Raw genomic sequence first — 14547 nt, 5'->3', positions numbered from 1 at the left:
TCACAGACACATCCCGAGGAACCAACGACATGATGATGGAAGACGTCTCCCTGGTCGACACGACCGGGAACATGGAGATCGACGCGGCGCTCTACGGGTTCATCGGCCTGTTCCAGATGACCTTCCCGGGCCGCGTGCGCGCGTACTACCTGCTGGGCACCCAGGCCACGAACGAGGCGGTGGGCGCCAGCGACGTGGATGTGTGCATCGTCTTCAAGGATCGGCTGCAGGAGGGTGAGCGGGAGCGCTTCCAGCAGTTCCTGCACTTCTGCCAGCCGGTGAGCCGGGTGCCGCTGGATGTCTCGATCAAGGAGGAGGCGCGGCTGCTCGCGGACGGAGAGGTGAACCTCAAGCACTCCTCCCTGTTCCTGATGGGCGAGGACATCCGGGAGCGGATTCCCCAGATGCCGATGGAGAAGTGGATCCGCACCAGCATGCACCAGCCCTTCATGTACATCGAGCGCAGCCGGCCCAGGGCGGACGAGGAGCCGCTGCGCTACCCGCTGGGCTTCCCGGATCCGAGCGGGGACTTCTACGGCTACGACTACCGGCACATGCGGATGCCGGACGGCAGCCTCCAGCCGAGCATCAAGGAGCTGGTGACGATGGCGTGCCGCATGGCCACGGCCCTGTTGGCGCTCCAGAAGGGCGAGTACACCATCTCGAAGAGCTCGACGATCAAGGCCCACCGCGAGCACCTGCACGACGAGTGGACGCCGCTCTTCGAGGCCATCTACGAGAGCCGGACGCGGTGGGGCTACCTGCTGCCCACCGAGCCCGCGGATCGCGCGCACGTGCGCGAGCTGTGCGCCCGGATGGTGGAGCTGGAGAACCACTTCCTGGGGCTGTACCGGGACTACCTGCTGGCCGAGCTGCGCGGCGGCGCCCTGCCGGATCGCATCCGGGCCGCCACGCGGCTGGGGGAGATCCTCTACCCCGGCGAGGAGGTGCGTGCCGCGTTGAAGCAGCTCGAGAACGAGGAGGAGCCGCTGCGCGACGCGGCCCGCGAGTCGCTCGCGCGCATCGAGAAGTACGGCAAGGCGGCCAGCTCCGCCGCCTGAGCCACCCGCCCCGCTGGGGTGCCCCCGGAGACCGGGGGCACCTCGGGGCACTCAGCCCACCCGCTGCTGCGTTCCCGCGCCGTCCCCGGCTCGCGCCTCCTCCAGCAACTCCTGGAGCCGCGTGGCGAGGTGCTCCACCCCGGGCGGGGCGATCACGCTGAAGTGATCGCCGGGCAGGACGCTCACCGACACGCCACCCTCCGCCAACGGACCCCAGCCGAGCTCGGGCTCCGGCGCCGCGTTCCCCGGTGCGTCACTGGCACGCAGGAGCTTGAGGGCGCCCGCGTAGGACCCCGGCACGTACGCCCACGAGGCGCGGAGGTTGCTCGAGAAGACGCGCCACAGGGCGCGCAGCTCGGCCAGTCCGTCCTGGGGAAGCCCGGCTGGCGGCTCGGAGCGCTCCTCCAGCACGGCGCGCAGCGTGTCCAGGTCCAGCTGGGCCGCCAGCTCCGCGGCGAGCGGGTGGCTGCCGGCGAGCCGCGTGAGGTGGTCCGCGAAGGCGAAGAGGCCCTGCGTGGTGGCCTCCTCTCCCGAGGGAGGCACCTGCTCGTCCCTGCCCCGGGCATCGATGATGGCCAGCAGCGCCACCTGCTGTCCCCGCTGCTGGAGCAAACGGGCCATCTCGAAGGCGACGCGGCCGCCCATGGACCAGCCTCCCAGCAGATAGGGGCCCTCCGGCTGCACGGTGCGGATGGCCTCCACGTACCGGGCCGCCAGCGCCTGGATGGACGTGGCGGCGTCCAGGCCCTCGGGCGGCGGCGCCTGTAGCCCGTAGAAGGGCTGCTCCGGGTGCAGCCGCCGCGCCAGCTCCAGGTAGCAGAGCACGCCGCCGCTCACCGGGTGGACGCAGAAGAAGGGACGCCGCGAGCCCCCACGGCGCAGCGGCACCAGCACCGAGCGCGAGGGCGTCCTCGAGTCGATCCGCGCGGCCAGGGCTCCGAGCGTGGGCGCCTCGAAGAGGTCGATGACGGCCAGCTCCACCTCGAAGGTGACGTGGATGCGCGAGACGACCTGCGTGGCCAGCAGTGAGTGGCCACCCAGCTCGAAGAAGTCGTCCTTCACCCCCACCCGCTCCAGCCGGAGCAGCTCCATCCAGATGGAGGCCAGCAACTGCTCCGTGTCAGTCCGGGGCGCGATGAAGGCGTCCTCCTCGGAGCGGCCGCGCTCCGGGGCCGGCAGCGACTTGCGATCCACCTTGCCATTGGGCGTGAGCGGCAGGGCCTCCAGCGGGACGAAGGCCGAGGGCACCATGTACTCCGGCAGCTTCTCCTTGAGGTAGGCGCGCATCGCCTCGGGCTCGACCGTCATTCCGGAGCGGGCGACGGCGTAGGCCACCAGCCGCTTGTCCCCGGGCACATCCTCGCGAGCCACCACCACGCAGTCCTCCACCGCGGGGTACGTGGCCAGCGAGGCCTCCACCTCGCCGAGCTCCACGCGGTAGCCGCGGATCTTCAACTGGTGGTCCACACGGCCCAGGAACTCGATGCGGCCCTCGGACAACCAGCGCACCTTGTCACCCGTGCGGTACAGGCGCGCGCCGGGCTCCTGGCCGAAGGGATCCGGCACGAAGCGCTCGGCGGTGAGGTCCGGCCGGCCGAGGTAGCCCCGGCCCACGCTGGCGCCGCCCACGAAGAGCTCGCCCGGAACACCCTGGGGAACGAGCTCCCCCTGGGCATCCAGCACGTAGAGCCGCACGTTGCCGAGCGGCCGGCCCAGCGGCACGGACGCGGAGCCGGGCACGCGGACGCCGCGCTCCACGGGGTGGGCCAGCACGCCCACCGTGGTCTCGGTGGGACCGTAGTGATTGAAGACGGCGCACTCGGGCGCGAGCGCGTGCACCTTCTCCACCAGGGACCAGTCCGAGATGTCGCCGCCCAGCACCAGGCGCTTGCGCGGCAGGAGCCGCTCGGCACCGGGAGAGGACAGCAGGGCGGCCAGGTGGGTGGGGACGATCTTCAGGCAGTCCACCGCGTGGCGCTCGCCGTAGGCGGCGAGGGCGGCCGCATCCGCCGCGGTGTCGCGAGGCACCAGGTGCAGCGTGCCGCCCGCGCACAGCGTGGGGAAGATGGCGGTGTGGCCCAGGTCCGCCGCGAGCGTGGACACCGAGGCGAAGCTCGCCTGGGGCGGCAGCTCCAGCCGCCGCGAGACGCTGGCCACGTAGCAGGAGAGGTGCCGGTGCTCGATGGCCACGCCCTTGGGCTGGCCGGTGCTGCCGGACGTGTAGATGACGTAGGCGATGTTGCCGGACGTCACGCCGCTGTCGGGGTTGCTCTCGGGCTGCACGGAGAGGAGGGGCTCATCGGCGTCGAGGCACACGAGGAGCGCGCCCTGGGAAGGCAGCTCGTCGGCGAGATCCTCCTGGGTGACGATGATGCCCACTCCAGCGTTGCGGAGCATGAAGGCCATGCGCTCGGAGAGGTGCGCCTGGGCGGGATCGAGCGCCACGTAGGCGCCGCCGGCCTTGAGGATGCCCAGCAGGCCCACCACGGCCTCCACCGAGCGCTCGAGGAAGAGGCCCACGCGCGTCTCCGGCCCCACGCCGAACGTGCGCAGGTGGTGCGCGAGCTGGTTGGCGCGGCGGTTGAGCTCGGCGTACGAGAGCCCGGCCGGCTCACAGTGGACGGCCATGGCGTCCGGGGTGCGGACCACCTGCTCCTCGAAGAGCTGGTGGAAGCACGTGTCTCCGGGGAACGGAGCGGCCGAGTCGTTCCACTCCACGAGCAGCCTGTGGCGCTCGGGCGCGGACAGCATCGGCAGGGCGGACACGCGCTGCCCCGCGTCCGAGACGAGGCCCTCCAGCAGGCGCTGGAAGTGGCCCGCCAGCCCCTCGATGGTGGAGGCGTCGAAGAGGTCCGTGCTGTACATCCACACGCACGAGAGCCCCTCGGGCGTCTCGCCCATGGAGACCGTCAGGTCCAGCTTGGCCGAGCCCTGCTCGAGGTTCACGCTGGAGCTGAGCTCGAGCCCGGGCAGGACCAGCTCCGAGACGGGGGTGTTCTGCAGGATGAGCTTCACCTGGAAGAGGGGGGCGTGCGCCAGGCTGCGCTCCGGGTTGAGAGCGCGCACCAGCTCCTCGAAGGGCAGATCCTGGTGCGCGTAGGCACCCAGGGCGGACTCGCGCACCTGCGCCAGCACCTCGCGGAAGGAGGGGTTGCCCTCCAGGCGCGTGCGCATGACGAGCTGGTTGATGAAGAAGCCGAGCAGGCCCTCCGTCTCCGCGTAGTTGCGGTTGGCCACGTCGGTGCCCACGACGATGTCCTTCTGCCCGCTGTAGCGGGACAGCAGCACCTGGAAGCCGGCGAGCAACGTCATGAAGAGGGTGACGCCCTCGCGCTGGCTGAAGTCCTTGAGGGAGTCGGCCAGCGGCTTGGGAATGGAGGTGACGCACGAGGCCCCGCGGTAGCTGCGCGTGGCGGGCCGGGGACGGTCGGTGGGCAGCTCCAGCACGGCGGGAGCATCCGCGAGATGCTGGCGCCAGTACGCGAGCTGCGCCTCCAGCGCCTCGCCCTGGAGCCAGCCGCGCTGCCACACCGCGTAGTCCGCGTACTGCACGGGCAGCTCCGGGAGCGGCGAGGGCCGGCCCGAGCGGAAGGCCTCGTAGAGCGCGGCCACCTCGCGGATGAGGATGCCCACGGACCAGCCGTCCGAGATGATGTGGTGCATCGTCAGCAGCAGGACGTGCTCGCGCTCGGCCAGACGCAGGAGCGTGGAGCGCAGCAGGGGGCCTCGCGACAGGGAGAAGGGACGCCGGGACTCCTCATCGGCCAGCCGCCGCGCCTCCTGCTCACGCTGGGGCTCGGGCAGCGCCGACAGGTCCACCACGGACAGGGGGCTGCCCGCCGTGGGAAGGATGAGCTGCACCGGACCCTGCTCACCGGACTGGAAGACGGTGCGCAGGGACTCGTGACGGCGGATGCACTCCTCGAAGCACCGCTCGAGCGCGGCCACATCGAGCTCCCCCTTCAGCCGGAGGGCGGAGGGGATGTTGTAGAGGGCGGTGTTGGGCTCGAGCTGATCGAGGAACCACAGCCGCTGCTGGGCGAAGGACAGGGGCAGGGAGGCCTCGCGCGATGCGGGCTTCAGAGGAGGCACGTGCAGGCCCCGTCCCGCGCGGTTGGCCACCTCGATCCGCTCGGCCAGGGCGGCCACGTTGGGCGCATCGAAGAGCTCGCGCAGGGCGAGCTCCACCCCGAGCGAGTTGCGGATGAGCGAGATGGCCTGGGTGGCCAGCAGCGAGTGTCCGCCCAGCTCGAAGAAGCTGTCTCTCACGCCCACCTGCTTGATGCCCAGCAGCCGCGAGAAGATTCCGGCCACCACCTCCTCCATGGGAGTCCGGGGAAGCACCAGCTCCGGCCCACCGGACCGCGAGCCATCGGGAGCGGGCAGGGCCTTCTTGTCCACCTTGCCCGAGGTGCTCAGCGGCAGCGCCTCCAGCATCACCCATGCCGAAGGCACCTGGTGCTCCGGCAACCGCTCCTCGAGCCAGGCGCGCAACGGCCCCACTTCCACCTGCTCCCCCGCCCTGGGCACCACGTACCCCACCAGCCTCTTGTTCCCCGCCGCGTCCTCCTTCTGCGCCACCGCGGCTTCCCTCACCGCCGGGTGCTCCACCAGCACCGCCTCCACCTCCCCCAACTCCACGCGCATTCCGCGCACCTTCACCTGCTCGTCCAACCGTCCGAGGTACTCCAACTCCCCGTTCTCCGCCCACCTCACCTTGTCGCCCGTCCGGTACAGCCTCTCTCCCGCCCTCCCGCTCACCCCGTCCGGCACGAACCGCTCCGCCGTCAGCTCCGCCCTCCCCACGTACCCCCGCGCCAGTCCCTCTCCTCCCACGTACAGCTCTCCCGCCACTCCCACCGGCACCGGTCTCTGCGCCTCGTCCAGCACGTACACCCTCACGTTCCCCCACGCCCTTCCCACCGTCACCCTCTCCTCCACGCTCCCCGACGTGATGGTCGCGCACACCGTCACCTCCGTCGGTCCGTACGCGTTCAGCAGCTTCCTTCCCTTGCCCCACCTCCTCACCAGCTCCGGCGTGCACGCCTCTCCCGCCGAGATGATTGTCCCCAGCCCCTCCAGCCCCTCCTCCTCCTGCTGCGCCAGCACCGAGGGCGTCAGCGTCACCGCCGTGATTCCCTCCTGCCTCAGCAACCCTCCCAGCGCTTCACCCGGCAGCAGCTTCTCCTTGGGCGCCAGCACCAGGCTCGCTCCGGCCACCAGCGCTCCGAACACCTCGCACACCGACGCGTCGAAGCTCATGCTCGCGTACTGCAGCACCCTGCTCTCCGGCCCGTACCCGTGCGCCTTGCCCGCTTCCCTCGCCGTGTTGCACAGGCCCCGGTGTCCCAACATCACTCCCTTGGGCCGTCCCGTGCTCCCCGACGTGTAGATGATGTACGCCAGGTTCTCCGCTCTCACCCCTGACTCGGGTGCCTGCGCCGGCTGTGCCTCCACCTGCGCCCACTCCGTGTCCAGGCACAGCAGCAGCTCTCCCTGCGCCGGCAGCTCGTCCGCGATGTGCTCCTGCGTGAGCACCACCGACACTCCGGCGTCCCTCATCATGTACGCCAGCCGCTCCGCCGGGTAGCTCGGCTCCAGCGGCACGTACACCCCTCCCGCCTTCAGGATGCCCAGCATCCCCACCACCAGCTCCAGCGAGCGCTCCACGCTCAGCGCCACCCTCACCTCGGGCCCTACTCCCAGCCCCCTCAGGTGGTTGCCCAGCTTGTTCGCCCTCTCCTCCAGCTCCCGGTACGTGAGCTTCTGGCCCTCATAGGACACCGCCACCGCTTCCGGTCGCGCCCTGGCCTGCTCCGTCACCAGCTCGTGGATGCACTTCTCCCGAGGCCACTCCACAGCCGTGGCGTTCCACTCCTCCAACACCTTCCTCTTCTCTTCACCCTTGAGCAGCGACACCGCGCCCAGCGTTCCCTCCGCCCCATCCACCAGTCCTTCCAGCGCCGCCTTCCAGTGCTCCAGCACCCTCCTGGCGCCGCCTTCCTCCATCCTCGCCGCCTCGTACGACACCCTCAGCAGCACTCTCTCCCCGGGCACCACCGCCACCGTCAGCGGGTAGTTGGTGCGCTCCACCACCTCCGCCTCCACCTCCAGCCCTCGCGCGTACTGCTTCGCCGCCGCATCCAGCGGGTAGTTCTCGAAGACCAGCAGGCTCTCGAACAGCGCCGCTCCCCGAGGCACCTCGCTCCAGCTCTGCACCTGCACCAGCGGACTGAACTCCCTCTGCCTCAGCTCCGCCTGGCCCTCCTGCAGCTTCCTGAGCCACTCCACTACCGGTTGCCTTTCCTCCAGCTTCACCCTCACCGGCAGCGAGTTGATGAACAGGCCCACCATCTCCCCTACCCCTTCCAGCTCCGCCGGCCTTCCAGACGCCGTCGCCCCGAACACCACATCCCTCTGTCCCGCGTACTTGCCCAGCACCAGCGCCCACGCTGCCTGCGCCAGCGTGTTGAGCGTCAGCTGGTGCTTGCGCACGAAGCCCTGCAGCCGCTCCGTCTCCTCCTTCGTCAGCCACTCCTTCTCCTCCACTACCTCCACCACCTCACCCGCCTTCTCCACCTTCCCCCTTCCCGCTGGCAGCGGCGTCGGCTCCCGGAAGCCCTTCAGCTCCTGCTTCCACCAGCCCTCCACCTCCTCCACCTTCTGCCTGCCCAGCCACTCCACGTACCGACTGAACTGCGGCGCACGGCCTGTCTCCACCTCCAGCCCACGCCGGTAGCCCTCGTACTGCTCGAACAGATCCTTGAGCACCACGCCCAGGCTCCACCCATCCAGCACCACGTGGCTGTGGCTCCACACCAGCCGGTACTCACTCTCGGCCAGCCGCACCAGCGTGAGCCTCATGAGCGGCGCCCGGGTCAGCTCCAACCTCTTTTCCTTGTACTCCCGCTGCAACGCATCCAGCCGGCGCTGCTGCTCGCCCTCCTCCATGCCCCGCCAATCCTCCTCCCGCCAGGGCAGCTCCACCTTCGCCTGCACCACCTGCACCGGCTCCGACAGCCCCTCCCAGAGGAACGCCGTCCTCAGTGCCGCGTGCCTGCTCACCACCGTCTGCCAGGCACGCCTCAGCGCCCCGCTCTCCAGTTGCGCTCGGATGTTCCACGTCAGCTGTTCGAGGTACACCCCCTTCTCCGGAGCCAGCCGCATGTGGAACAGCATGCCTTGCTGCATGGGCGTCAGCGGGTACACGTCCTCCACCTCACCCCGCCCCGCCAGCACCCTCGCCAACTCCTCCCGCCCCAACTTCACCAACGGGAAGTCAACGGGCGTCGGCCGACGCGCCTCTTCCGTCTTCCTGCCCTCCACCAGCGCGCGCAGCGCCTCCACGTATTTCCCCGCCAGGCTCTCGATGCGGGCCCTGTCGTACAGGTTGGCGCTGTAGCCGAAGCTCACCTCGAGCCGACCGCCGAGCACGTACCCGTTCACCTCCAGCACGTGCCCGCGCTCCTCCGCCCCGTCCTGCATCGGCCCGCTCGACTCTCGCGCGGGCACGAGCACCGTCGACTGCGCCGCCGCCCCGTCCAACTGCCCCAGGTAGTTGAACACCACCTCCGCGTGGTGCCCGCGTCCCAGCCCTCCGCCGTCCTCACGGAGGTGGCGCAACAGGCCGTATCCCAGGCCCTTGCCCGGCACCCGCCGGAGCGTCTCCTTCACCGCTCGCAGCGCGTCTCCCGCGCCTGCCCCCACCGGCGTCTCCACCTCCACCGGGTACACCGCGGTGAACCAACCCACCGTCCGGGTGATGTCCACCTCGTCTCCGAACAGCTCTTCCCGCCCGTGCCCCTCCACCTCCACCCGCACGCGCCCCTGTCCCGTCCACTCCCCCAGGCCCTTCACCAGCCCCGCCAGCAGCACCTCCTGTACGTTGGCCCTCCACGCGCCTGGCACCTCCTGCAGCAGCGCCCGCGTCTCCTCCTCGCCCAGCGAGACCTTCACCTCCCGAGCCGACTCCACCGTGTTGGCCCCACCGGCCTTGTCCACCGGCAGCGCCCGCACCTCTCTCGACAGCGCGCCCTCCCAGTACGCCCGCTCCCGGTCCAGCTCCTCCGAGCGCGCGTACGCCTCCAGCCGCTCCGCCCAGCGCTTGAATGACGTCGTCTTCTCCGGCAACGCCACCGGCGCGCCGCTCTTCAACTGCTGATAGGCCGTCTGCAGATCCTCCAGCAGCACGCGCCACGACACCGTATCCACCACCAGGTGGTGCCCCACCAGCAGCAGGCGACCCGGCTTGTCCTGACCCAGCTCGAGGAGCGCCACGCGCAGCAGCAGCCCCTCGGACAGGTTCAGGCTCCGCTGCACCTCCGCCACCGCGGTCTCCAGTGCGGCGGCCTGCTCCAGCTCGGGCACCGAGGACAGATCCACCCGCCGCACCCTCACGGCGTCCACCCTGCCGGTGTTGAGCTGCTTCCAGCCCGAGTCGGTCCGCTCGAAGCGCATGCGCAGCGCGTCGTGGTGCTCCACTACGTGTTGCAGCGCCTTCTCCAGCAGCGCCACGTCCAGTGCCTCACGCACCTCCAGCAGCACCGCCTGGTTGAAGTGCTCCGGCTTCTTCAGCCCCTTCTCGAAGAACTCACGCTGGATGGGCGTCAGCGGCACCGGGCCCTCCACCACGCCCTGCTCTCCCCGCGCTCCCTTCGACACCACGGCAACCCGCGCCAGCTCCGCGACCGTCTGATGTTGGAAGAGCAGCTTGGGCGACAGCTTCAGACCCGCCTGCGTCGCGCGAGCCACCACCTGCAGGCTGAGAATGGAGTCGCCGCCCAACTCGAAGAAGTTGTCGTGCACCCCCACCTTCTCCACTCCCAACACCGTCCCCCATATCCCCGCCAGCTTCTCCTCCTCCGGCGTCCTCGGAGCCACGTACTCCCGCGCCTCTCCCCTCACCCTCTCCGGCTCCGGCAGCGCCTTCCTGTCCACCTTCCCGTTGGGCGTCAGCGGCAGCTCCTCCATCACCACCACCGCCGCCGGCACCATGTACTCCGGCAACCTCCCCTTCACGTACGCCCTCACCTCTCCCGCCTCCACCTTCCTCCCCGGCTGCCCCACCACGTACGCCACCAGCCTCTTGTGGCCCCCCTCCTCCTTCCTCGCCACCACCACCGCCTCCCTCACTCCCTCCATCCCCCTCAGCGCTCCCTCCACCTCCCCCAGCTCCACCCGGAAGCCACGCACCTTCACCTGCGTGTCCCCTCGTCCCACGAACTCCAGCACCCCGTCCTTCCTCCACCTGGCCATGTCCCCCGTCCGGTACATCCTCTCCCCTTCCCCTCCGTACGGGTCCGGCATGAACTTCTCCGCCGTCAGCCCCGCCTCCTCCAGGTACCCCCGCGCCAAGCCCTCTCCCGCCGTGTACAGCTCTCCCACCACCCCCACCGGCACCGGCTGCAGTCCCTCGTCCAGCACGTACACCCGCGTGTTTCCTATCGGCCGGCCAATGGCCACCACCTCCCCCACCTGCTCCACCCTCTCCATCCGGTGGCAGCTGGTGAAGAGCGTGTTCTCCGTCGGCCCGTAACACGCCGTCACCGGCACCTTCAGCTCCTCCAACACCCTCCTCACGTGCGGCGCCGACACCACGTCTCCTCCCGTCAGCACCTGCCTCACTCCCCTCAGCCCCTCCACCTTCGTGTCCACCACCTGCGTGAACAGTCCCGCCGTCAGGTGCAGCACCGTCACCCCCTTCCCCTTCACCACCCTCTCCAGCTCCTCCACGTCCCCCACCGGCCCCCTCGGGTACACCACCAGCCTGGCCCCGTTGAGCAGCGCTCCCCACACCTCCAGCGTCGAGGCGTCGAATGAAATCGGCGCTATCAGCAGCAGCGTCTCCTCCGGCCCCAGGTGCGCGTACTTCGCCCCCTTCACCGTCCTCAGCACGCCCCGGTGCTCCGTCAGCACTCCCTTCGGCCTTCCCGTGCTCCCCGACGTGAAGTCCACGTACGCCACCGTCCTCGGGCCCGCCCCGCTCCTCGGCGCCGTCTTCGGCTGCCTCCTCACCTCCTGCTCCACCTCTTCCCTCACCACCACCACTCGCCCTTCCAGCGGCAGCCGCCCCTCCTGCTCCCTCTCCGTCACCACCACCCTCGGCCTGGCGTCCTCCAGCATCCCCGCCAGCCTCTCCCTCGGGTACGCCGGGTCCAACGGCACGTACGCCCCTCCCGCCTTCACTATCCCCAGCACCCACTCCACCAGCTCCGCCGAGCGCTCCACGCACAGCCCTACACGCTCGTCCGCACCTACCCCCAGCCCTCTCAGGTAGTGCGCTATCTGGTTGGCTCTCTCCTCCAGCTCCCCGTACGTCCTCTTCTCTTCCCCGCACTCCAACGCCACCGCTCCCGCCCTCTCCCTCACCCTCTCCTCGAACTCCTCCCCGATGCTCCTCTCCCTCGGGTACTCCGCTCCTGTCTGGTTCCACTCCACCAGCACTCGCTCGCGCTCCTGCGCCGTCAGCAGCGGCAGCTCCCCCACCTTCCTGTCCGGCTCGGCCACCGCTGCCTCCAGCAGTGTCCTCACGTGCCCGAACAGCCTCTCCATCGTCTCCGCGTCGTACAGGTCCGTGCTGTAATCCAGCGTGCCCGCGAGACCCTCGGGGGTCTCCGCGAAGGTGATGCCCAGGTCGAACTTCGCCGAATGGGTCTCCGCCTCGAAGGGACGCAGGGAGAGGCTCGGAAGGTCGGCCTTCGCCTCGGGCGCGTTCTGGAAGGCGAACAGCACCTGGAAGAGCGGCGAGTGGCTCAGGCTGCGGACCGGCTTCAGCTCCTCCACCAGCTTCTCGAAGGGCACATCCTGGTGCGCGTAGGCGTCCACCGTCGTCGCGCGCACCCGAGCCAGCAGCTCGCGGAACGTGAGCTGTGACGACAGCTTCGTGCGCAGCACCACGGTGTTGATGAACACGCCGATGAGCCCTTCCAGCTCGGAGCGGGTGCGGCCGGCGATGGGCGAGCCCACGCACACGTCCTCCTGCCCCGAGTACCGGGACAGCACCGTCTGGAGGGCCGCGAGCAGCGTCATGAAGGGGGTGACGCCCTCGCGCTGGCTCAAGGCCTTGATGCCCTCCCACAACGCGCGGGGCATCACCCTCGAGAGCGTGGCGCCGCGGAAGGACTGCACCGCGGGGCGAGGCCGATCCGTGGGCAGCTCCAGCACCGCGGGTGCTCCGGCGAGTTGCTGGCGCCAGTACGAGACCTGCGCCTCCAGGGCGTCGCCCTGCAACCACCCGCGCTGCCACACCGCGAAGTCCGCGTATTGCACGGACAGCTCCGGCAGCGGCGACGGCCTTCCAGATGAAAAGGCGTCATAGAGGGCGGCCACTTCGTGAACGAGGACCCCCATGGACCAGCCGTCCGAGACGATGTGGTGCAGCGTCAGCAGCAACACGTGCTCGCGCTCACCCAGGCGCAGCAGCAGGGTGCGCAGCAGGGGGCCGCGGGTGAGGTCGAAGGGCACATTGCCCTCTTGCGCCACCCGGCGCCGCGCGGCCTGCTCCCGTTCAGCCGGGGACAACGCGGACAGGTCCTCCACCCGGAGAGGAACATGCATCGAGGGCGCGATGATCTGCACGGCCTCGCTCCCGACCTCCTGGAACGAAGTCCTCAGCGCCTCGTGGCGGCGCACCACTTCCTGGAAGGCTCGCTCCAGCGCGGCCACGTCCAGGACGCCCTCCAATCGGAGCGCCAGGGGGAGGTTGTACAGCGGGCTGCCAGGCTCCATGCGGTCCATGAACCACAGCCGCTGCTGCGCGAAGGACAGCGCCGGAGGCTGCCCGCTGTTCGGCCGCGGAGGGATGGGCTGTTGCCCGGGACGCACTCCGCGCTGACGGAGCTGTCTCAGGAGCAGCTCACGCTTCTCAGGGGAAAGGGCCGCGATGCGCTGCAATGCGTCACTCATTGGATGCCTTCTTGTTGTCGGTCGGGTTGTGGGGCCCGGAAAGGAGATCTTCCACCTGGTCACCGGACATCTGCTCGAGCTCGGCCATCAGCTGGGAGAGCTCGTCCGGGGAAATCTGTTGGGACTGCAGGTGCACGATGTGGACGGCGATGGAGGCCACCGTCGGAGACTCGAAGAGTGTCCGCAGGGAGAGATCCACGCCGAAGGTCGTGCGGATACGAGAGACGAGCCGGGTGGCGAGCAGCGAGTGCCCGCCCAGCTCGATGAAGTCGTCATTGAGGCCAACCTTCTCGACGCCCAGCAGCTCCGCGCACATCCGCGCGAGCTGTTGCTCGATGTCGGTGCGAGGCGCCACGTAGGGCTGCGCCTGCTCTGGCCGCGCGCTGTCCGGCGCCGGCAACGCCTTCCTGTCTACCTTCCCGTTGGGCGTCAGTGGCAACTCCTCCATCACCACCACCGCCGCCGGCACCATGTACTCCGGCAGCTTCCCCTTCACGTACGCCCTCACCTCCCCCGCCTCCACCTTCCTCCCAGGCTGCCCCACCACGTACGCCACCAACCTCTTGAGCCCCCCCTCCTCCTTCCTCGCCACCACCACCGCCTCCCTTACCCCCTCCATTCCCCTCACCACTCCCTCCACCTCTCCCAGCTCCACTCGGAAGCCACGCACCTTCACCTGCGTGTCCCCTCGTCCCACGAACTCCAGCACCCCGTCCTTCCTCCACCTGGCCATGTCCCCCGTCCGGTACATCCTCTCCCCTTCCCCTCCGTACGGGTCCGGCATGAACTTCTCCGCCGTCAGCCCCGCCTCCTCCAGGTACCCCCGCGCCAAGCCCTCTCCCGCCGTGTACAGCTCTCCCACCACCCCCACCGGCACCGGCTGCAGTCCCTCGTCCAGCACGTACACCCGCGTGTTTCCTATCGGCCGGCCAATGGCCACCACCTCCCCCACCTGCTCCACCCTCTCCATCCGGTGGCAGCTGGTGAAGAGCGTGTTCTCCGTCGGCCCGTAACACGCCGTCACCGGCACCTTCAGCTCCTCCAACACCCTCCTCACGTGCGGCGCCGACACCACGTCTCCTCCCGTCAGCACCTGCCTCACTCCCCTCAGCCCCTCCACCTTCGTGTCCACCACCTGCGTGAACAGTCCCGCCGTCAGGTGCAGCACCGTCACCCCCTTCCCCTTCACCACCCTCTCCAGCTCCTCCACGTCCCCCACCGGCCCCCTCGGGTACACCACCAGCCTGGCCCCGTTGAGCAGCGCTCCCCACACCTCCAGCGTCGAGGCGTCGAATGAAATCGGCGCTATCAGCAGCAGCGTCTCCTCCGGCCCCAGGTGCGCGTACTTCGCCCCCTTCACCGTCCTCAGCACGCCCCGGTGCTCCGTCAGCACTCCCTTCGGCCTTCCCGTGCTCCCCGACGTGAAGTCCACGTACGCCACCGTCCTCGGGCCCGCCCCGCTCCTCGGCGCCGTCTTCGGCTGCCTCCTCACCTCCTGCTCCACCTCTTCCCTCACCACCACCACTCGCCCTTCCAGCGGCAGCCGCCCCTCCTGCTCCCTCTCCGTCACCACCACCCTCGG

The 14547-nt window shown here is 69.8% G+C and carries 3 protein-coding genes (1 of these 3 only partly in view); 1 reads left to right on the top strand and 2 read right to left on the bottom strand.

Going from position 1 to position 14547, the window contains the following annotated elements; translation table 11 throughout:
• Positions 1 to 29: 29 nt before the first annotated feature.
• A complete protein-coding gene (locus tag JRI60_RS19385) occupies positions 30 to 1061 on the top strand; it encodes a nucleotidyltransferase domain-containing protein (RefSeq protein ID WP_204227345.1) in 1032 nt (343 codons plus the stop codon).
• A gap of 51 nt (positions 1062 to 1112) precedes the next feature.
• Here JRI60_RS19385 and JRI60_RS19380 read toward each other — a convergent pair whose 3' ends face one another.
• Positions 1113 to 12965: an amino acid adenylation domain-containing protein gene (locus JRI60_RS19380; RefSeq protein WP_204227344.1), complete on the bottom strand. Its 11853-nt coding sequence runs from the start codon at positions 12963 to 12965 to the stop codon at positions 1113 to 1115.
• Positions 12958 to 14547, bottom strand: partial view of a non-ribosomal peptide synthase/polyketide synthase gene (locus JRI60_RS19375; protein WP_204227343.1) — the 3' portion only. The gene runs 14661 nt beyond the window's last position; 1590 of the gene's 16251 nt are visible here — the last part of the coding sequence; its start codon lies off the right edge, out of view; the stop codon is at positions 12958 to 12960. Before JRI60_RS19375 ends, JRI60_RS19380 begins: the two co-directional genes overlap by 8 nt.

It is taken from the genome of Archangium violaceum (assembly GCF_016887565.1).
Classification (GTDB): Bacteria; Myxococcota; Myxococcia; order Myxococcales; family Myxococcaceae; genus Archangium; species Archangium violaceum_B.
Note: the sequence above shows the minus strand (reverse complement) of the source record. Positions and strands in the feature narration are given on the sequence as shown.

Coding starts and splice junctions, on each gene's coding strand:
- JRI60_RS19385 (WP_204227345.1), top strand. CDS start 30: ATGATGATGGAAGACGTCTCCCTGGTCGACACGACCGGGAACATGGAG.
- JRI60_RS19380 (WP_204227344.1), bottom strand. CDS start 12,965: ATGAGTGACGCATTGCAGCGCATCGCGGCCCTTTCCCCTGAGAAGCGT.